General features: G+C 78.3%; 17 protein-coding genes. 8 read left to right on the forward strand and 9 right to left on the reverse strand.

Annotated features, from left to right (window positions below):
• Positions 1–33: 33 nt before the first annotated feature.
• From D5H78_RS02970 to D5H78_RS02985, 4 genes are all read right to left on the reverse strand, one after another.
• Entirely contained in the window at positions 34–1260 is a 1227-nt protein-coding gene (locus D5H78_RS02970; protein WP_218566156.1) for an MFS transporter, read from the reverse strand.
• A gap of 25 nt (positions 1261–1285) precedes the next feature.
• Positions 1286–3253: a vWA domain-containing protein gene (locus tag D5H78_RS02975; RefSeq protein WP_119948867.1), complete on the reverse strand. Its 1968-nt coding sequence runs from the start codon at positions 3251–3253 to the stop codon at positions 1286–1288.
• Complete coding sequence (locus tag D5H78_RS02980) at positions 3250–4647, reverse strand: sigma 54-interacting transcriptional regulator (RefSeq protein WP_119948868.1); 1398 nt, start codon at positions 4645–4647, stop codon at positions 3250–3252. The genes D5H78_RS02975 and D5H78_RS02980 overlap by 4 nt, the downstream gene beginning before the upstream one ends.
• A gap of 89 nt (positions 4648–4736) precedes the next feature.
• Positions 4737–5579 (reverse strand): zinc metalloprotease, encoded by an 843-nt coding sequence (locus D5H78_RS02985; RefSeq protein ID WP_119948869.1) that lies wholly within the window; start codon positions 5577–5579, stop codon positions 4737–4739.
• A gap of 78 nt (positions 5580–5657) precedes the next feature.
• Here D5H78_RS02985 and ilvA point away from each other — a divergent pair, with 78 nt between their 5' ends.
• From ilvA to D5H78_RS03005, 4 genes are all read left to right on the forward strand, one after another.
• On the forward strand, positions 5658–6872 hold the full coding sequence (gene ilvA / locus D5H78_RS02990) for a threonine ammonia-lyase (protein WP_218566157.1): 1215 nt from the start codon (positions 5658–5660) through the stop codon (positions 6870–6872).
• 153 nt (positions 6873–7025) lie between these two features.
• Positions 7026–8027 (forward strand): ATP-binding cassette domain-containing protein, encoded by a 1002-nt coding sequence (locus tag D5H78_RS02995; RefSeq protein ID WP_119948871.1) that lies wholly within the window; start codon positions 7026–7028, stop codon positions 8025–8027.
• Entirely contained in the window at positions 8024–8821 is a 798-nt protein-coding gene (locus D5H78_RS03000) for an ABC transporter permease (RefSeq protein WP_119948872.1), read from the forward strand. Before D5H78_RS02995 ends, D5H78_RS03000 begins: the two co-directional genes overlap by 4 nt.
• 168 nt (positions 8822–8989) lie before the next feature.
• Entirely contained in the window at positions 8990–10234 is a 1245-nt protein-coding gene (locus D5H78_RS03005) for an ATP-binding protein (protein WP_133411991.1), read from the forward strand.
• A gap of 145 nt (positions 10235–10379) precedes the next feature.
• On the opposite strand, the gene greA is transcribed toward D5H78_RS03005, so the two are convergent.
• Both greA and D5H78_RS03015 read right to left on the reverse strand, forming a co-directional pair.
• Positions 10380–10868 carry a transcription elongation factor GreA gene (greA, locus tag D5H78_RS03010; protein WP_119948874.1) on the reverse strand — a complete coding sequence of 163 codons (489 nt, stop codon included), beginning with the start codon at positions 10866–10868 and terminating at the stop codon, positions 10380–10382.
• An 89-nt stretch (positions 10869–10957) separates the two neighbouring features.
• Positions 10958–11362 carry a DUF4307 domain-containing protein gene (locus D5H78_RS03015; RefSeq protein WP_165865573.1) on the reverse strand — a complete coding sequence of 135 codons (405 nt, stop codon included), beginning with the start codon at positions 11360–11362 and terminating at the stop codon, positions 10958–10960.
• A gap of 87 nt (positions 11363–11449) precedes the next feature.
• On the opposite strand from D5H78_RS03015, the gene mca reads away from it, so the two are divergent.
• The 3 genes from mca (at position 11450) to D5H78_RS03030 (ending at position 13638) form a co-directional block, all read left to right on the forward strand.
• Positions 11450–12322, forward strand: a complete 873-nt coding sequence (gene mca / locus D5H78_RS03020; RefSeq protein ID WP_119948876.1) for a mycothiol conjugate amidase Mca — start codon at positions 11450–11452, stop codon at positions 12320–12322.
• 74 nt (positions 12323–12396) lie between these two features.
• On the forward strand, positions 12397–12774 hold the full coding sequence (locus D5H78_RS03025; RefSeq protein WP_119948877.1) for a hypothetical protein: 378 nt from the start codon (positions 12397–12399) through the stop codon (positions 12772–12774).
• A gap of 75 nt (positions 12775–12849) precedes the next feature.
• Complete coding sequence (locus D5H78_RS03030; protein ID WP_218566158.1) at positions 12850–13638, forward strand: hypothetical protein; 789 nt, start codon at positions 12850–12852, stop codon at positions 13636–13638.
• 56 nt (positions 13639–13694) lie between these two features.
• On the opposite strand, the gene D5H78_RS03035 is transcribed toward D5H78_RS03030, so the two are convergent.
• The 3 genes from D5H78_RS03035 to D5H78_RS03045 form a co-directional block, all read right to left on the reverse strand.
• Entirely contained in the window at positions 13695–14864 is a 1170-nt protein-coding gene (locus D5H78_RS03035; protein ID WP_119948878.1) for a zinc-dependent alcohol dehydrogenase, read from the reverse strand.
• On the reverse strand, positions 14861–15379 hold the full coding sequence (locus D5H78_RS03040; RefSeq protein WP_119948879.1) for a hypothetical protein: 519 nt from the start codon (positions 15377–15379) through the stop codon (positions 14861–14863). Before D5H78_RS03040 ends, D5H78_RS03035 begins: the two co-directional genes overlap by 4 nt.
• A gap of 318 nt (positions 15380–15697) precedes the next feature.
• Positions 15698–17614, reverse strand: a complete 1917-nt coding sequence (locus D5H78_RS03045) for an ATP-dependent metallopeptidase FtsH/Yme1/Tma family protein (RefSeq protein ID WP_119948880.1) — start codon at positions 17612–17614, stop codon at positions 15698–15700.
• A 250-nt stretch (positions 17615–17864) separates the two neighbouring features.
• On the opposite strand from D5H78_RS03045, the gene D5H78_RS03050 reads away from it, so the two are divergent.
• Complete coding sequence (locus D5H78_RS03050; protein ID WP_119948881.1) at positions 17865–19781, forward strand: S8 family serine peptidase; 1917 nt, start codon at positions 17865–17867, stop codon at positions 19779–19781.
• The last annotated feature ends 59 nt before the right edge of the window (positions 19782–19840 follow it).

A 19840-nucleotide genomic window follows, 5' to 3' on the forward strand; every position in this document is an offset into this window, starting at 1 on the left:
CTCCTCGGGTCCCGACCGCACCGGCGGCCCCACCTACCCCGGCCGGTGCCCCGCAACCGGACCGGCGGGCGCCGCCCTGCGCGTCTCGGGCATCACCGCGGTGAGCAGCAGGCCCGCCGCGAGGACGCCGGCGCTGGCGCCCCAGGCGGCGCCGTACGACACCGAGTCCGCGAGCGCGCCGGCGAGCACCGGCCCGACGACGGCGCCGAGGTCGCTCGCCATCTGGAACGCCGCGACGGACGTGCCGCCCCGGCCGGGTGCCACGTCGCCGACCACCGCGGCCGGTGCGGTGCCGAGGAAGGCGAAGCCCGCGCCGAAGGCGACCATGGCGAGGACGTACGCGACGACGGACGTCGACAGCGCGAGGGTGGCGGTCGAGCCGACCGCCAGCACCCCGCCGAGGAGCATCGCCGGGCGGCGGCCCACGGTGTCCGCCACCCGCCCGGCCGGCAGGAGCAGCGCGGCCTGCCCGAGGGCGGACACGACGAGCCCGACGCCCGTCCAGAACGGGTCGCGGCCCAGCCCCTCGACGACGAAGAGCGGCAGCAGGGACGCGCGCAAGCCCAGCAGCACCCAGCCCACGCCGAGGTTGGTGACGAGCGCCGCGCGGTACGAGGCCAGCCCCAGCGACTGCCGCAGCGTCGTGCGCTCCGGCGCGGCGGTGCCCTGCGCCGGCGCCTCGCCGAGGTGGGCGGCGCGCAGGAAGACCATGCCGATCGCGCCCGCCGCCGCGAGCGTCGCGGCGTAGACGAAGAACGGCGCGCGCAGCGACCCGCCCGCGAGCGCCCCGCCGAAGGCCGGTCCCGCGATGCCGCCGAGGATGAACCCGCCCTGGTAGACGCCCATCGCCCGCGCCCGCTGGTCCGGCCCCACGACCCGCAGCACCAGGCTCACCGCGGAGACGGTGAACATCGCCGAGCCGACGCCGCCCACCCCGCGCAGGACGAGCAGCTGCGCGTACGACTGCGCCAGGCCCGCGAGCAGGCTGGACACGGCGACGATGCCGATGCCGGTCGCGAGGACGAGCCGCTCGCCGTACCGGTCGACGAGGCGGCCGCCGAGCAGCGCCGAGGCCAGGCGCATCGCGGCGAACGCGGACACGACCGCGCCGGCCGCGGTGCGCCCGACGCCGAACTCGCGGGCGAACAGCGGGATCGCCGGGGCGACGACGCCGAAGCCGAGGGCGACCGCGAACGCGACCGCGGCGAGGACGGCGACCTCCCGGGGCAGGCTCCGGAAGGGGTTGGAGGGGGAGCGCACGAGGGGGCAGGATACGTCGGGCCGCTCAGGACGCCCGCCGCCCCCGCCCGCGCCGCCCGCGCCGCGACCGCAGGTAGTCGTCGACGACGTACGCCCCGAGCCGCTCCGGCGACGGGGAGAGCACCCGCCCGCCGTTGCGCCGCGCGACCTCCTGCACGAAGGCGCGCAGCCGCGGGTCGTCGTCGAGGAGGAAGACGTTGAGCACCGCGCCGCGGCGGGTCATCCGGTCGACCTCCGCGACCGTCGCCGTGATGGTCTCCGGCTCCGGCGGCCAGGCGAACCACGGCCGACCGTCCGGCAGCAGGTGCGCCGTCGGCTCGCCGTCGGTCACCACCATGACGACCGGCTCGGCGCCGCGGTGCTCGTCGAGGAACCGGCCGGCGAGCATGAGCGCGTGCTGCAGGTTCGTGCCCTGCACCATGTCCGCCTCGAGCCCGGCCAGCTCCGCGGGCCGCAGCGGGCGGGCGTACGACGAGAACCCGATGAGCTGGACCGCGTCCTGCGGGAACTGCGTCGTGGCCAGGCTGTGCAGGGCGAGCGCGGTCTGCTTGGCCGCGGCCCAGGTGTCGCGCAGGACCATCGAGTACGACAGGTCGACGAGCAGGCACACGGCCGCGGTCGTGCGCCGCTCGGTCTCCACGACCTCGAAGTCCTCGACGTCGAGCCGGATCGGGCGCCCGCCGCCGGTGCGCCGGACCGCGTTGGAGAGCGTGCGGACCACGTCGACCGGCTGCTCGTCGCCGAAGCGCCACGGCCGGGTCGCGCCGGTCCGCTCGCCGGCGGCCCCCGCGTCGTGCACGTCGTGCCCGCCGCGGCCCGCGCCGTCGAGGTCGGCGAAGACGCGGCGCAGCGCGGTCTGCCCCAGGCGCCGCACCGCGCGCGGGGTGAGCTCGAGCCGGCCGCCCTCGCGCTGCAGGTAGCCCTGGCGCTCCAGCTCGCGCTCGAGCTCCTTGAGCGCGCGCAGGTCGTCGACCGCCGAGCGACCCAGCGCCCGGCGGACCGCCTCCTCGTCGACGTCGTCGAGGTCGGCGCCGCGGTAGTCCTGCCCGAGCGTCGCCTCGAGCTCCTCGAGGTCGGCGAGGTCCTCCAGCGCGGACGTCGCGTCGCCCATGCCCAGCGGCTCGTCGCCGCGCATCCGCTGGCGGCCCTGCCAGTCCAGGTCGGGGCGCCGCTGGCGCAGCGCGGAGGAGAGCCGGTCCATCTCCTGCGCCAGGTCGAGGTCGGCGAGGGCCTGCGCGGCGAGCGCGGCGAGCTCGTCGCGCTGCTCGGGGGTGAGCGACTGCATCATCCGCTCGGCGGCGGCGGCCCGCCGGGCGAGGGCGTCCACGAGCTCGTCGAGGTCCTGCGGGTCGTCGGGGAAGAGGTCCCCGTGCCGGCGCATGAACCCCTCGAACGCCTCCTGGGTGTGCTCGCCGCGGGCGTCCGCCTCGAGCATCGCGTTGAGGTCGTTGAGCATGTCCTTGACCCGCGCCATCGCCTGCGGGTCGGGCGACTCCATCGCCTGCTTCATCCCGCGGAAGCGGGAGTCGAGGACCTCGCGGCGCAGCAGGTCCTGCAGCTCCTGGAAGGTCGCCCGGGCCTGCGGGGAGCGCCACTCGTACGACGAGAGCTCGCGCACCCCCCGCGCCGGGTCGGCGGGCAGGGCGTCGAGCTGGGTCTCGCGGAACCGCGCGTCGTCGGACGGGTCGGGGAAGAGCTCGGCCCGCTCCTCGCCGACGGCGCGGTCGAGCAGCGCGCGCACCTCCTCCAGCGTGCCGTCGAGCCGCCCGCGCGAGCGCGCCTCCTCGCGCCGGCGCCGCGCCTCGCGGCGCAGCGCGTCCAGGCCCCTGCGCCCCTGCAGGCCCTGGCGCAGCAGGTCGCGCAGGGCCTCGCGGGGCGTCTGCCCCGCGAGGACGCCGTCGCCGAGGGCGTCGACCGCCGCCCGCACGTCGTACGGGGGGGCGAGGGGGTCCGGCCCCTCGTGGAACTGCCCGTAGCGGTAGGGGCTGCTCATGCCGCGCCGTACACCGTGCGGCCCGGGACCGCGTCCTTGGCGATGCGCCGGTTGAGGAACAGGCCCTCCATCGCGAACTCCACGGCGCTCGCCGCGAGCGCCGGCTCCTCCGCGGCGTCGTCCATGCCGAGGCGCTCGAGCAGGTGCGCGAGGCCGGGCAGCGGGCCGAGCTGCTCGAGCAGCGTCGAGGACGGCACGAGCTCGCCGCTCTCCACGACGAGGCCCTCGTCGAAGCGCGCGATGAGCCCGGACAGGTCGGAGGCGCCCAGCCGGCGGCGGAAGGTCTCCGCGGTGGCCCGGCGCAGCAGGTGGTCGAGCACCTCGCGCTCGCGGCCCTCGTCGTCCACCTCGAACTCGACCTTGCCCTGCAGCGTCTCGGGCATCCCGGCGAGGTCGGCGACGCGCGCGACGGGGCGGTCCTCGCCGGCGATGGCCGCGCGGCGCAGCGCGCTGGCCGCGACGGTCTCGGCGCCGGCGACGGCGAAGCGCGCCGACACCCCCGAGCGGGAGTCCACCGACGGCGACTCGCGCACCGCGCGGGTGAAGCGGGCGACGACCTCGAGCAGGTGCCGCGGGACGACCGCCTCGAGCTGCGCCTCCTGCTCCAGCAGGGCCACCTCGTCGTCGAGCCGCAGCGGGTAGTGCGTGCGCACCTCGGCGCCGAAGCGGTCCTTGAGCGGGGTGATGATGCGCCCGCGGTTGGTGTAGTCCTCGGGGTTGGCGCTGGCCACGACGAGCAGGTCCAGCGGCAGGCGCAGCTGGTAGCCGCGGACCTGGATGTCGCGCTCCTCGAGCACGTTGAGCAGCGAGACCTGGATGCGCTCGGCGAGGTCGGGCAGCTCGTTCACGGCGAAGACCCCGCGGTTGGTGCGCGGCACCAGGCCGTAGTGCACGGTCTCGGGGTCGCCGAGCGCGCGGCCCTCGGCCACCTTGACCGGGTCTACGTCGCCGATGAGGTCGCCGACCGAGGTGTCGGGCGTCGCGAGCTTCTCGCCGTAGCGCTCCGAGCGGTGCAGCCACTCCACGGGCAGCGCGTCGCCGAGCTCGGCCGCGCGGCGGCGCGAGGCGGGGGTGATGGGCTCGTACGGGTGCTCGTTGGTCTCGGACCCCGCCACGACGGGCGTCCACTCGTCGAGCAGGCCGACGATGGTGCGGATGAGGCGGGTCTTGCCCTGGCCCCGGGCGCCGAGCAGGACGACGTCGTGGCCGGCGAGCAGGGCCCGCTCGACGTGGGGGAGGACGGTCTCGTCGAAGCCGACGATGCCGGGCCAGCGCTCGGCGGTGGTGAGGCCGGCGCGCATGCGCGCGACCAGGTTGTCGCGGATCTCCTGCTTGACGGTCTTGTGGGCGTGCCCGCTCGCGCGGAGCTCGCCGAGGGTCCTCGGTCGGGTCACGCGACGACCGTACGTCGCGCCAGGGCCCCCCGCGAGCGCCGGCGCCGGCGGGTGGTCGGCGGTGGTCGGCGGGTGGTCGGCGGGGCGGCTCAGAAGCAGCGGGACTTCGCCAGCAGCCCGAGGCCGGCCTTGTCGCCCTCCCGGTACGCCGGCCGCGAGGCCCCCGAGATCGTGCCGTGCATGGTCTGGGCGGGGTCGGCGACGTGCGCGAGGTTCACGGCGTGGCCGAGCTCGTGGAGCAGGAGGGTGCCGCGGCTGGCGCCGGGCCCGAAGCCGGGGGTGAGCGCGGTGGCGCGGTCCAGGACGACCGCCCCGAGCACGACGCGCCGCTCGCGCCCGCGGACCTCGACGGTGGAGGCGCCGCCGAGCCCGGCGACGCTGCCGGCGAGGGCGGGCACGGACCGGGCGTCGGACCAGCCGACGTAGATGTCCGAGCGGTGGCTCTCGGGCACCGCCCCGGTCCACCCGCTGCGCAGCGGCTGCACGGCGGTCGTGCCGGCGTAGACCAGGCGCAGCCCCGAGGCGTTCGCCAGCCGCGACGCGGCCTCGTGCACATCGGCCAGCGCGCCGGCGGGGGCCCCGGCGGTGTTCACCCGGTAGCGCACCGGGGTGCAGCGGTCCCAGTGGGCGGCGCCCTGCGGGCCGCTGACGGTGAAGGCGTACGGGGCCGCGGCGGCGGCGGTGCGGGGGGCGGAGGTGGTGGTGGACACGACCGTCGCGGCGCCGCCCGCGACGTCGGTGACCTCGCGGTGCTCCAGCACCGGCGTCCCGTCCACCGTCGCGGCCTCCACCACCGTCGTCAGCCGCTCGGGCGCGGGGGCCGCGGCGCCCGGGCCGGCAGGGGAGGGCCCGGGGGCCAGCACGGCCGCCGCGGCGGCGGCGAGGGCGCCGAGGAGCGCGAGGGGGCGGAGGGTGCGGGCGCTGTTGTCCACACAACGTGTGTCGGTCGCGCGCAGGGCCGCCTGTAGCCCTGGCGGGGCGCGCGCCACCCGGCTGGCAGACTGCGCGCCGTGGTGGTCCCTGCCGTGGTGCTCGACGACGTGCTCGCGGCCCGCGAGCTGCTGCGCGGGGTCGCCCGGCGCACCCCGCTCGAGGGCAGCCGGCCCCTGTCCGAGGCCGTGGGCGGCCCGGTCCACCTCAAGTGCGAGAACCTGCAGCGGGCCGGCTCCTTCAAGATCCGGGGGGCGTACACCCGCATCGCCCGGCTCCCGGCGCACGAGCGCGCGCTCGGCGTCGTCGCGGCCAGCGCCGGCAACCACGCGCAGGGCGTCGCCCTCGCCGCCTCGCTGCTCGGCGCCGCCGCCACCGTGGTCATGCCCGTCGGCGCGGCGATCCCCAAGGTCGAGGCCACCCGGGCGTACGGCGCCGAGGTCGTCCTCGCCGGCACCACCGTGGACGAGGCGCTCGACGTGGCGCGCGAGCGGGCGGCCGCGACGGGCGCCTCGCTCATCCACCCCTTCGACCACCAGGACGTCGTCGCCGGCCAGGGCACGCTGGGCCTCGAGGTGCTCGAGCAGTGCCCGGACGTGCGCACCCTCCTCGTGTGCACCGGCGGGGGCGGGCTGCTGGCCGGCACGGCGGTCGCCGTCAAGGCCCTGCGGCCGGACGTGCGGGTCGTCGGGGTGCAGGCGGCGGCCGCGGCGGCCTGGCCGGGCTCGCTGCGCGCGGGCCGCCCGGTCGCCCTGCCGCGGATGGCGACGATGGCCGACGGCATCGCGGTCGGCCGCCCGGGCGAGGTGCCCTTCGGCCTGGTCCGCGACCTCGTCGACGAGGTCGTGACCGTGCAGGAGGCGACGCTCTCGCGGGCCCTGCTGCTGTGCCTCGAGCGCGCGAAGCTGGTCGTGGAGCCGGCGGGCGCCGCGGCCGTGGCCGCCCTGCTCGAGGACCCGGGCCGGTACGAGCCCCCCGTGGTCGCCGTGCTCTCCGGCGGCAACGTCGACCCGCTGCTCATGGTCCGCGTGCTGCGCCACGGGCTCGCGGTGGCCGGGCGCTACCTCGCGGTGCGGGTGCGCCTGCTCGACCGGGCCGGCTCGCTGGCCGGGGTCCTGCAGGAGGTCGCCGCCACGGGCGCCAGCGTGCTGGAGGTCGAGCACGTGCGCACCGACTCCCGGCTGTCCGTGGACGAGGTCGAGGCGGTGGTGCGCCTGGAGACGCGCGGCGCGGAGCACGCCGAGGAGGTCGTGGCCCGGCTGCGCGCCGCGGGGCACGTGGTCGAGCGCGCCTGAGGTGGAACCTGTCGGTCCCCCGTGGGAGGTTGCCCGCGGACCCGGCGACGGGGGTTAACCGGTGGCAGCCGCGGGCGCCGCTGGCCCAGGATCGGGTCCCGGGGCGCGCCGGGCGGGGCGCGCCCCGCGAGCGTCGACCCGGAGGGGGCAGCGGTGGCGGTGGCGGTCAGCGCCGAGGGGCTGGTCAAGCGCTACGGGGAGGTGACGGCGCTCGACGGGGTCGACCTCGAGGTCCCGGAGGGCACCGTGCTCAGCCTGCTCGGCCCCAACGGCGCGGGCAAGACGACCACGGTGCGCATCCTCGCGACCCTCCTGCAGCCCGACGCGGGCAGCGCGCGGGTGGCCGGGGTCGACGTGCTGGCCGACCCCGCGGGGGTGCGCCGGCGCATCGGCCTGTCGGGGCAGTACGCGGCGGTCGACGAGTACCTCACGGGCTACGAGAACCTCGAGATGTTCGGCCGGCTCTACAAGCTCGGCAAGGCCGGCGCGCGGGCGCGCGCGCAGGAGCTGCTCGAGCGGTTCTCCCTCACCGAGGCGGCGCACCGGCCGGTCAAGACCTACTCCGGCGGCATGCGCCGGCGCCTCGACCTGGCCGGCGCGCTCGTCGCGACCCCGCCGGTGCTCTTCCTCGACGAGCCGACGACCGGGCTCGACCCGCGCAGCCGGCTCGAGATGTGGGAGGTCATCGCCGAGCTCGTGCGCTCCGGGGTCACGCTGCTGCTGACGACGCAGTACCTCGAGGAGGCCGACCGGCTCGCCGACTCCATCGCGGTCGTCGACCGCGGGCGGGTCATCGCGCGCGGCACCGCCGACGAGCTCAAGGCCCGCCTGGGCGGTGACACGCTCGAGGTCGTGGTCGACGGCGAGGCCGGCCTGGCCGCGGCCGAGGGGGTGCTGCGCGGCGTCGGCACCGCCGAGCCCGTGGTGGACCGGGGCTCGCGGCGGGTGTCGGTCGCGGTCGGCGCGGGCCCGGCGAGCCTGCTCGCCGCGGTGCGCGAGCTCGACGACCGCGGCGTCGCCCTGCTCGACGTCGGCCTGCACCGGCCCTCGCTCGACGACGTGTTCCTGGCCCTGACGGGCCGGGCCGCCGGCGACGACGAGCCGTCCCCCGACCCGGCGCCCGCGGGGCGCGAGCACGAGGAGGTGCGCCCGTGAGCGCGCTCGGCGACACGCTGTCCGACGGCCTCACCGTCACCCGGCGCAACATCACCAAGCTGCGCCGGATCCCGGACGTCATCGTCTTCTCGCTCATCCAGCCGGTGATGTTCATCGTGCTGTTCGTCTACGTCTTCGGCAGCGCGATCGAGGTCCCCGGGGTGGAGTACGAGGACTACCTGATCCCCGGCATCTTCGCCCAGACCCTGGTGTTCGGCTCGGCGCTCACGGGCCTCGGCCTCGCCGAGGACCTGCAGAAGGGCATCATCGACCGGTTCCGGTCCCTGCCCATGGCGCGCTCGGCCGTGCTCGTCGGGCGCACGGCGGCCGACCTGCTCAACAACGCCCTCGTGCTCGTCGTCATGGTGCTCGTCGGGCTGCTCGTGGGCTGGCGCCCGACGACGGGCCCGCTCCCGGTGGCGGCCGGCATCCTGCTCATGCTCCTGTTCGCCTACGCCTTCTCGTGGATCTCCGCGACGATCGGGCTCGCCGTGCGCAGCGTCGAGGTGGCGCAGAGCGCCGGATTCATCTGGCTGTTCCCGGTGACCTTCCTGTCCAACGTGTTCGTGCAGCCGGCGGGGCTCAACGACGTGCTGCGCGTGGTCGCCGAGTGGAACCCGGTCAGCGCGCTCGCGGCCGCCGTGCGCGACCTCTTCGGCAACGAGTCGTCGATCCCCGTGGAGGCCTGGCCGCTGCAGCACGCCGCGCTCGTCTCGGTCGGCTGGTCGCTGCTCATCCTGGCCGTCTTCGTGCCGCTGTCGGTCAACCGCTACCGCAAGGCCGCGGCGCGCTGACCCCCGGGCGGGGCCGGCGCCCTGCCGGCCCGGCGCGGAGGGGCGCGGCCGCCCCGCGTGGTTGACGGTGGCCGCGGGGGGAAGAGCGCTCGCGAGGTCGCCGCGCCGGCGGGGGGCCGGCCGGGACAGCGCGGCGACGACGAGGGGCGGGGGCGTGCGGTGGGGGTGGTGAGCCGTCGGCAGGTGGCCCCGTGCGCCGGAGAGGGCGGGGCGGCCCTGCAGCTGGCGCCGGAGCCGTCGAGCGTGGCCGCGGCCCGGCGGTTCGTCGCCGAGCGGGTGCGCGGCTGGGGCGCCGACGAGGCCGTGGTCGACACCTGCGTCCTGCTGGCCTCCGAGCTCGCGACCAACGCCCTGCTGCACGCGGGCACGCCGTTCTCGGTGGCGGTCTGCGGCGACGGCGACGGGGTCGTCGTCGACGTGCGCGACGGCGAGGAGGCGCTGCCCGTCGTGCACCGCTTCGCCGCGACGAGCACCACCGGACGGGGCCTGCGCCTGCTCGTCGGCCTCGCCGAGGACTGGGCCGCCACGGCAGCGCCGGACGGCAGCGGCAAGTCGGTCCGCTTCCGCGTCCCGCTGCGCAGCCGGGCCGGGTCCGGCGGCGGTGCCGACGGTCCCGACGGTGCCGACGGTGCGGGCGCCGGGGGGGCGCAGGGCGCCGACGAGGCGGCGGGCCTCGAGGGCTTCCTCGCGACGGACTGGCTCGCCGAGCTCGAGGGGCCGGCGGCGGACGACCGCCCGGCCGGCGGTGGCGCGGAGCGGGCCGGCGGGGGCGCCGGCGGGCACGTCCGCGGGGCCGCCGGTGCGGGCCGCGAGCGGGGAGCCGCCGCGCCGCCGGCCGCGTCCAGCGGCGCCGGCTCGGCTGCCGGCTCGGCTGCCGGCCCGGCTGCCGGCCCGTCGGTCGGCCCCGCGGTGCCCCCGTCGGCGCCCGGCGCGCGGCCCGAGGACGGTGAGGTGCGCCTGCGCCTGCTGCACGCCCCGGTGGCGCTGTGGGCCCGCTCGGAGGCGCACCGGGCCGAGCTGCTGCGCGAGTTCCGGCTGCTGGCCGCCGCGGGGGAGGGCGAGAGCGCCGAGCCCGCCGGGCGGCTGGTGCACGTGCTGCCCACGACCTTCGCCCGCTACCAGCCGCTGGCCGAGGCCGTCGACCGGGCCCGGGCGGGCGCGGCCCGGGAGGGCTCGCCGTGGACCGACGCGGCGTACGACGTGCCGCCCGAGGCGGTCGAGGAGCTCGTGCTCGCGCTGCCGCGGGTCCTCGCCCTGCTCGAGGAGGCGGACGAGCTGTGCCGGCGCGGCACCGACCTGCTCACCCTCGCCGCACCGCCGCAGGTCGCGGCCTTCCGCCGGTGGTACGTCCACGAGCTCGTCGGGCAGCTGCGGGGCGGCCCGGCGCACCCCTGGACCGGCCCCGCCGCCTGACGCTCCCCGCGGGACGGCCGGGACGGCCGGGGCGCCGGGGTGCCGGCTGCTGGCCGGCCGGACGGCGACGGGGCCGGGCGCCCGCGACGAGGGGCGCCCGGCCCGTCGCGGGTCCGGTCGGTGCCGGTGCTGGAGGTGCTGCCGGTCAGCCCGCGTAGGGGCGGGCCGCGGTGATCCGCACCTCGATCTGCCGGCCGTTCGGCGCTGCGTACGACGTCGTGTCGCCCACGGAGCGGCCGTTGATCGCCGCGCCCAGCGGCGAGGTGGGGGAGTAGACGTCGATGTCGCCGCCGGCCACCTCGCGGCTGCCCAGCAGGAAGGTCATCTCGTCGCCGGCCACGGTCGCGGTGACGACCATGCCGGGCTCGACGACGCCGTCGTCCGGCGGGGCCTCGCCGACCTGCGCGCGCTCGAGGAGGTCGCGCAGCTGGCGGATGCGGGCCTCCTGCTTGCCCTGCTCCTCCTTGGCGGCGTGGTACCCGCCGTTCTCGCGCAGGTCGCCCTCCTCGCGGGCGGCCTCGATCTTGCGGGCGATCTCCAGCCGTCCCTCGCCGGAGAGGTGGTCGAGCTCCGCCTGGAGCCGGTCGAACGCCTCCTGCGTCAGCCAGGTCGTGGCAGGGGTCGTCTCGGTCACGGGGTTCTCCGTCGTCCTCGGTCGGTCTGGTGGTCGTGGCCCGGTCGTGCCGGGGAAACGGCCAGTCTAACGAGAGGTCGTGCCGGGGGTCACTCCTCGCGGCAGTCGCCGACCTCGGCGGTGACCGGCGGGGCGCTGGCCTCGACCAGGACGGGCACCGTCGTGCGCCCGCCGGCCTCGGGGCCCACGACGAGCTCCTCGGCCCCGACGACGCTCGCGCCCGCGTCCCGCACCACGACGCGGCAGACCACGGTCGCCCCCTCGTCCTTGAGCACCCGCACCTGCGCGCGCAGCGACGTCGGCGTCGGCAGGTCGAAGGCGACCACGTCGGCGCGCACCGGGCGGTCGGCCTGGTGCAGCCCGATCCAGGCCACGAGGGCCACGCCCGCGGCGAGGAGCAGCGCGAGGCCGGCGCGCACCCGGGCGCGGTGGCGGGGGCCGGTGCGGTCGCCGTAGCGGTCCGCGGGGCGAGGGGTCGCAGGTCCGTCGGGCACGCCTGCCATCCTCTCCCCCGAGGGACCGCCCGTCGCGGCGCGGTCCGGGGGCCCGCGAGGGACGAGCGGCAGCAGGGAGGTCAGCAGGTGAGCGAGCGGCTCCGGTTGATGGCGGTGCACGCCCACCCCGACGACGAGTCGAGCAAGGGCGCGGCCACGATGGCGCGCTACGTCGACGAGGGGGTGGACGTCCTCGTGGCCACGTGCACCGGCGGCGAGCGGGGGTCGGTGCTCAACCCGCGGCTGCAGGACGACCCCAACGTGCTGGCGAACCTGCCCGACATCCGGCGCCGGGAGATGGACACCGCGCGGGAGATCCTCGGCGTGCGCCAGGCCTGGCTCGGGTTCGTCGACTCCGGGCTGCCCGAGGGCGACCCGCTGCCGCCGCTGCCCGAGGGCTGCTTCGCCCTGGTGCCGCTGGAGGAGGCGACGGCCCCGCTCGTGCGCCTCGTGCGCGAGTTCCGCCCGCACGTCATGACGACGTACGACGAGAACGGCGGCTACCCGCACCCCGACCACATCAAGTGCCACCAGGTCGCCGCGGCGGCGTTCGACGCGGCGGGCGACCCCGAGCGCTACCCCGGGCTCGGCGAGCCGTGGCAGCCGCTGAAGCTCTACTACAACCAGACGTTCTCCCGGGCCCGCACCCTCGCCCTGCACGAGGGCATGCTCGCCGAGGGCATGGAGTCGCCCTGGGGCGAGATGCTCGAGCGCTGGAAGGACCGCGAGGACCGGGCCACCACGACGCACGTGCCGTGCGCGGACTACTTCTCGGTGCGCGACCGCGCCCTGCTGGCCCACGCCACGCAGGTCGACCCCGACGGGTTCTGGTTCGCCTGCCCGCTCGAGCTGCAGCGCCGCCTCTGGCCGACCGAGGACTTCGAGCTGGCCCGCTCGCTCGTCCCGGTCGAGCTGCCCGAGGACGACCTCTTCGCGGGGGTGCGCGAGCGCCTCGCCTGAGGTGGGCCGGCTCACCCCGCGCCCGGCGGGCGGGGCCGGCCCGGGCTGCCACACTGGGAGCAGGAGGTCCCCCCGTGCTGCTCGCCGTCCCCACGCCCGCCACCACCCCCACCCCGGCCGTCGACGAGTACGACGTCACGCCGGGCCTGCTGGGCTTCCTCGTGATCGTCGCCGTCGGCCTCGCCCTGTGGGTGCTGCTGCGCTCGATGAGCCGGCACCTCGGCCGCATCGACGTACCCCACGACGAGCGCCCGCGCGCCCGTCGCGGGCTGGCCTCGCGGGCGTACGCGCCGGTCGTCGCGGACCGCGGCGTCGCGCCCGTGCGGTACGACCGGGCGCCGGACGCCGCCGACGGCGGCCCCGGCCGCGGTGCCGGCGACGACCCGGCCGGGCCGGCCGGGTCCCTGCCGGACCCCGGCGCCGCCGACGGCGGCGGGCGCCGCGGCGCCTGACCCGAGGGCCCCGCGGCACCGCAGGACGGTGGCCTGCGCGCGCGTCCCGCGGCCGTGTCCGGGTAGCACGGGCGCGTGCACCGACCCGCCACCGCGACCCCCGACCCCGCCGACGCCGTGACGAGCGCCGTCACCGGGGCGCTGACCGCCGCCGCGTCCGCCGGGCTGGGCGCCGCCTTCCGCGGCGTCGCGGCGCTGCGCGCGGCCAAGCCGCTGCACCCGTACGGCGTGCTGCTGCGCGCCACGGTGCGCCGCACCGCCGGCGGCCGCTGGGGGGCGCCCTGGCTGGACGAGGCGGGGGAGGACCGCGGTGCCGTGCGCGTCTCGCGCTCGGCCGGCCTGCCCCACCCGCTGCCCGACGTCCTCGGGCTGGCCCTGCGCGTCCCGGGCCCGGACGGGCCCGCCGACCTGCTCCTCGCCTCGTGCCTGGCGGCGGGGGTCCCGGGCCGCTTCGTCTTCGCGCCCCGCCTGGACGTCGCCGCCCGGTGCAGCTCGGTCATGACCTACCGCACCGCGACGGGCCGCGAGGTAGTCCTGGGCGTCGCGCCGCCCGCCGGCGGCCGGCGGGTCCCGATGGACCTGGCGACCCTCCCCGAGCGGCTCGCCGCCGACCCGCTGCTGCTCGACCTGGTCGTCGCGACGCCGGCGGGGCCGTGGCAGCCGTACGGCACCCTCGAGGTCGCCGGCGCGGCGGCCGACGAGCCGGACCCGGCGCTGGCGTACGAGCCGGTGCGCCACCCGCTGCCCGGCCTGCGGATGGCGGGCCCGCTGGCCCGGGTGCGCTCGGACGCCTACACCCAGGCCCGGCGGGGTCGCGGTGCCGACGAGGCGGACCTGGACCGCGAGGTCCCGGTCCGCCCCTGACCGCGCCGGTCCACCGGCCCCCGGCAGCCGCCCTCAGCGGCGGCGCCGGGCTCCGCTCACGGGACGACGACCGAGCGCACGCAGCCGTCCTCCTTGTCCTTGAACATGGCGTAGCCGCGCGGCGCGTCCTCCAGGCCCACCGTGTGGGTCTCGAGGTGCTCGGTGGTGACCTCGCCGGCGGCCATGCGCTCGAGGATCCGCGGGATGTAGCGGTGCCCGTGCATCTGCGCCCCGCGCACCGTCAGGCCCTTGTTGACCACGGCGCCGAGGGGGAACTTGTCGACGACCTCGGCGAAGACGCCGAGCACGAAGACGCTGCCGCCCTTGCGGCAGTTGTGCACCGCCTCGCGCACCGCGGTGGGCCGGTCGGTCTGCAGCCGCAGCTGCTGCTTCACCTGGTCGTACGCGCCCGCGACGCCCTCGCCGTGCGCCTCCATGCCGACCGCCTCGATGCACACGTCGGGCCCGCGCCCGCCGGTCATCTCGCGCAGCTCGCCACCGACGTCGGTCGCCGAGTAGTCGAGGACCTCGGCCCCGATGACGTCCTCCGCCTGCGCCAGCCGCTCGGGGATGCGGTCGATGACGACGACCCGGTCCGCGCCGAGCAGCTGCGCCCCGCGGGCCGCCATCTGCCCCACGGCGCCGGCGCCCCACACCGCGACGACCTTGCCGGGGCCGGCCTCGCCGAGGTGCGCGCCCATGAAGCCGGTCGGCACGGAGTCCGAGGCGAAGAGCGCGCGCTGGTCGCTCACGCCCTCCGGGACGCTGAAGGCGCCGTAGTCCGCGTACGGCACGCGGACGTACTCCGCCATGCTGCCGGAGTAGCCGCCCATGACGTGCGAGTAGCCGAAGCACCCCCCGGGCGCGAAGCCCCAGAGGTTCTCCGGGATGGCCGGGTTGGGGTTGCCGTTGTCGCAGGCCGACCACAGGTCGTTGCGGCAGTACCAGCAGCGCCCGCAGGCGATGAAGGAGCACACGACGACGCGGTCGCCGACGCGGTGGCGGGTCACCGCCCTGCCGACCTCCACGACCTCGCCGACGAACTCGTGCCCGAGCACGTCCCCCTTCTTCATGAAGGGGATGTAGCCGCCCACGAGGTGCAGGTCCGAGCCGCAGGTCGTCGTGCGGGTCACCCGGAGCACGACGTCCTGGTCGTTCTGCACGTGCGGGTCGGGGACGTCCTCGACCGACAGCTCGTTCACGCCCTGCCAGGTCAGTGCCCTCACAGCCGCCCCTCGTCCCGTCCGTGCCCGGTGGCCCACTGCAGCTGCAGGTTGGCCGGCGTGGTCTCCGTCGACGCCGTGCTGTCCGGCTGCAGCACCTCGCCGGTCTCCAGCAGCAGCTTGCTCTCGCGCAGGGCGCGCCGGACGTCCTGCCGGGGGTCCTGGCCCGTGAGCCGCGCGGCGGCCCCGGACACCCCCGACGGCTCCCCGTCGCGCAGGCGCACGTGCACCTCGGTGCCGCGGTCGCCCGGCGCGTCGACGAGGCGCACCTCCAGCGCGTCGCCCAGCTCGGCGAGCGGGGCCGGCAGCCCCCGCTCGAGCTCGCTGCGGGGCACCTGCACCGTCACCGCCCGCCAGCGCCCCGGTGCCTCGTCGTCGTCGCGGCTGAGCGCGCGGGCCGCGAGCGCACCGGCGGCCGCCGCGGCGACCCCCACCGCCCCGGCCACGGCCGCTGCGTGCCCCGACCCCTCGTCCTGGCCCCCGGCGGCGTGCGCGCCGGCGCCCTGCTCGTCCTGCACGTGGACCTCCTGTCGCCGTCCGCCCCCGCTGCCCGCCCCGCCCCGGCGGAAACGGGGGCGCCCGGCCCGGGGTGCTGCCCGCGTGCGACGCGGCCCAGGCGCCGCCGCCCCTGGCGCGCCATCCCCGCGGGAGCACGGCGGAGGGATGGCCGCCACGTGCGCATGATCAGGGCGGGACCTCCTGCGGCGATCATGCGGAGAGGGTCGCCACGTGCGCATGGTCGCGGCGGGACCTCCTGCGGCGATCATGCGGGGATGGTCGCCACGTGCGCGTGGTCGCGGCGGAGATCCCGCGGCGATCGTGCGCGGGGGGTGCCGTCAGCGGCCGGGGACGTTGACCGCCTCGACGCCGTGGGCGCGGGCGAGGGCGGCGACGGCGGCGTGCTCGACGTCCTCCTCGAGCAGCAGGAGCTCGGCGAGGGCGTCGAGGAGGGCGCGGTGCTCGCGCAGGAGGGTGCGGGCGCGCTCGAGCGCGTCGACGAGGAGCTCCTCGACGCGGGCGCGGACGGCGTCGGTCGGGGGGCCGTCGTGGACGGCGAGGGTGCCGGCGAGGCCGTACCGGGCGACGAGGGAGGTCGCGAGCGACGTGGCGCTCTCGAGGTCGTTGTGCGCGCCGGTGGTCGGGTCGCCGTCGAGCAGCAGCTCCTCGGCGGCGCGCCCGCCGAGCGCCACGGCGAGCTGGGCGTGCGCGGCGCTGCGGGCGAGGAAGGCGTCGTCGGAGCCGGCCATCCAGGTCACGCCGCCGGCGTGCCCGCGGGGGACGATCGACACCTGCACGGGCGGGTGGGCGCCGGGCAGCAGGAGCGCGCAGAGCGTGTGCCCCGCCTCGTGCCACGCCGTCACCGCGCGGTCCCGCTCGCTGACCAGCGCGTGCCGGCTGGCCTTGCCGAGGGCGACCGTGGCGAGGGCCGTCGCCACGTGGTCGCCGTCGACGCGGGCGGCGCCCGTGCGGACGGCCTCCAGGGCCGCCTCGTTGAGCAGCTGCTCGAGCTGCGCGCCGCTCATGCCGGGGGTGCGGCGCGAGAGCAGGGCCCAGTCGACGTCGTCGGCGACGACCTTGCCGGCGGCGTAGTGCCGCAGCAGCCCCTCGCGGGCCCGCCGGTCGGGCAGCCCGACGGCGACCGTGCGGTCGAACCGCCCCGGGCGGGTGAGCGCGGGGTCGAGCATCTCGGGGCGGTTCGTGGCGCCGATGACCACGAGGTGGCCGCGCTCGCCGAAGCCGTCGAGCTCGACGAGGAGCTGGTTGAGGGTGCGCTCCGCCTCGCCGTCGGCGCCGCTGCCGCCGCCCTCGGTGCGCCGGCGCCCCACGGCGTCGATCTCGTCGAGGAACACGATCGCGGCCGGGTGCTTGCGGGCCTGGGCGAAGAGCTCGCGGACGCGGGCGGCGCCCTTGCCGGCGAAGACCTCCACGAACTCCGAGCCGGAGACGATGAACACCGGCACGCCGGCCTCGCCGGCCAGGGCGCGCGCGAGCAGCGTCTTGCCGGTGCCGGGCGGGCCGCTGAACAGCAGGCCCCGCGGCATGCGCGCGCCGAGGGCGGCGAACGCGCCGGGGTCGTGCAGGAAGGTCACGACCTCGCGGAGCTCGGCGACGGTCTCCTCGGCGCCGATGACGTCGTCGAAGCGGGTCGTGGGGACCTCGGCGGGCAACCGCTTGCCGCCGCTGAGGCCGAGGGCGCCGCCCTGGCGGCGCAGCACGACGACGAGGACGGCGAGCAGGAGCAGCACCGGCAGCAGGGGGAGCAGGACGTCGGTCGGCGACAGCCCCGCGGGCTCGACCTCGACGGGGACCCGGGCGTCGAGCAGGCGGTCGAGCACCTCCTCCGCACCGGCCCGGGGGACCGCGGACACGACCTGCGCCCCGTCCGGTGCCGTGACGACGAGGCGGCCGGGGCCTTCCTCGTACGAGACCTCCTCCGCGGCGGTGGCCGCCCGCAGCGCGGCGTCGAGGGGCACCTCGCGCGGGTGCGGCCCGTCCGCCACGAGCGCGCTGCCGCCCAGCCAGGCGGCCAGCAGCAGCGCGGCCAGCAGGGCGACGAGCGGGCGCTCGTGGCGGCGGGCCCGCTCCCGGAGCCGCTCGCGCCGCGGCCTCCGGTCGAGGGGGCTGCTCCCGGCCGGCCCGGTCGGGCCGGCCCCGGCCGCCCCGGTCGTGCCGGCCCGGGCCGCGCCGGTCGTGCCGTCCCCGGTCGCCCCGGCCGTGCCGGTGCGACCCGTCGTCCCCGTCGTCCCCGCCATGGACCCGTCCCGCCTGCCGGTGCGCCCCCGGCGCCGCTGCGCGCTCTCCCGCGCTCCTCGGCGGTCCCGGCCCCGGCCTTGAGCGGGAGCGCTGCACCGGCCGGGTGACGGCGCTGGCCCGTACGGGTGCCCGTGGCGCCGAGGCGCTCGCCGCGGGGGCCGTGCGGCCGACAGGGACGTGCCGGGTCCCGCGACGAGCGGTGACCGGGACGCCCGGCGCCCGGGCGCACCACCAGCAGGAGGAGGACCCGTGCCCGTCACCCGTCGTGCCGCCCACCGCCCGCGGGCCGCTCTCGCGGCGGTGCTGGCCGCGGCGCTGCTCGGCGGCGCGACCGCCCCGGCCGCGGCCTCGACGGACGGTGCGGCGGCGACCGCCGCGCTGGCGGGCCTGCTGCCGGCCGACGTCCTGGCCGACCTCGGCGCCGGCGAGCGGCGGGCCGCCGCGGCGGCGCTGCCCGGCCCCGGCGAGCGCGCCGGGCAGGTCGCCCTCGCGGTCGGGGACGGCGACCGGCTGCGGATCAGCACGGTCCCCTCGGCGCCGCCGGACGCCGCCGGGCTCGCCGCCCTGCTCGGGGCGCAGCCCTCGGTCGAGGCGGCGGCGCCGGTGGGGAGGGTCCGGGCCCACGAGGACCCGCTGCGGGGCTACCAGTGGCCGCTGGACCGGCTGGCCGCCGAGGACCTCCGCGCGGACGTCGCGGCCACGGGGACCGGCTGGGACGCGCTGCCCGTCGTCGCCGTCGTGGACACCGGGGTCGACGCCACGCACCCGGACCTGGCCGGGCGGACGGTGGCGGGGTACGACGCCGTGACGGGCACCGCGCTCGCCCCCGGCGCCGCGCGCGACCCCGACGGGCACGGCACCCACGTCGCGGGCATCCTCGGCGCCACCGTCGGCAACGGCGTCGGCGTCGAGGGCCTGCTCCCGCAGGCGCGGATCATGCCGGTGCGGGTGCTCGGAGAGGACGGCAGCGGTACCGACGCGGACGTCGCCGAGGGGGTCGTGTGGGCGGCCGAGCACGGTGCGCGCGTCGTCAACCTGTCCCTGGGCGGCGCCGGCGCGTCGTCGGTGCTCGCCGCCGCCGTGCGGCACGCCCACGCGCGCGGCGCGGTCGTGGTGGCGGCCTCCGGCAACGACGGCGACGGCGCCAACGAGGTGCAGTACCCCTGCGCGAGCGCCGCCACGGTGCTCTGCGTCGGCGCGACCACGCCGGAGGACCGGCGCGCGGCGTTCTCCACCCACGGTCCCCAGGTCGACGTCGCCGCACCGGGCCAGGACATCGCCTCGACCTTCCCCGGCGACGGCTACGTGCTCATGGACGGCACCTCCATGGCGACCCCGTACGCCGCCGCGACCGTGGCCCTCGCCGCCGCGGCGATGCCCTGGGCCGGGCCGGACGCGGTGCGCGCCCGGGTGGTGGGCACGGCCGAGGACCTCGGGCCGGCCGGGGTCGACACCGCCTTCGGCGCGGGCCTCGTGCGCCCCCGTGCCGCGGCGGTGCCGGTGCCCCTCGCACCCCCGCTGCCGGTCGGGACGGGGGCCACGACGTACCCCGCGCCCGGGCGCGTGGTCCTCGCGTGGACCGCGCCGGCGCCGGCGGACGGGCGCGCCGCCGTGACCGGGTACGCCGTGCGGGTCGACGGCGGCGCCGCCCGCGCCCTGCCGGCGACGGCCGCCTCGGTCGTGCTCGCGGGGCTCGCGCCCGGCTCGGCGCACACCGTCTCGGTGGAGGTGCGCTCGGCCGTCGGCGGCCCGGCGAGCAGCCGCCGGGTGGTGCTGCCCCGGCTGCTGCCCGGCGCCCTGGGCGCCGCGGCGCCCGCGTCGGTCGCCGTCGCCGGCGCGCGGGTGCGCGTGACCGGCCGCCTGACGACCCGCCCCACGACGGGCAGCAGCCCCGTCGCCGTCGCCGGCGCCGTCGTGGAGCTGTGGGCCGCCCGGGCCGGGCGCCCGGCGGCGCGGGTGGCGGCGGCCCGTACGGACGCCACCGGCCGGGTCGCGCTCGTCGCGCCCGTGACGGCCGCGGGGACCCTGCAGCTGCGCTCCCCTCTGGGCCGGACCGCGGGCGGCGCCTTCGTCGGGGCGGCCGCCTCGCCGGCCCTGCGCGTGGCGGTGCGCGCCCCCGCGGCGGTCCCGGGCGCGGCAGGGGCGCGCTGGGCCCCGCGCCGCTAGCGTGGCCCCGCACCGACCGTCGCGGGTGTGGGCCCGCCGTCCCCGGGGAGCAGGCGCGC

Source organism: Vallicoccus soli (assembly GCF_003594885.1).
GTDB classification, from domain to species: domain Bacteria; phylum Actinomycetota; class Actinomycetes; order Motilibacterales; family Motilibacteraceae; genus Vallicoccus; species Vallicoccus soli.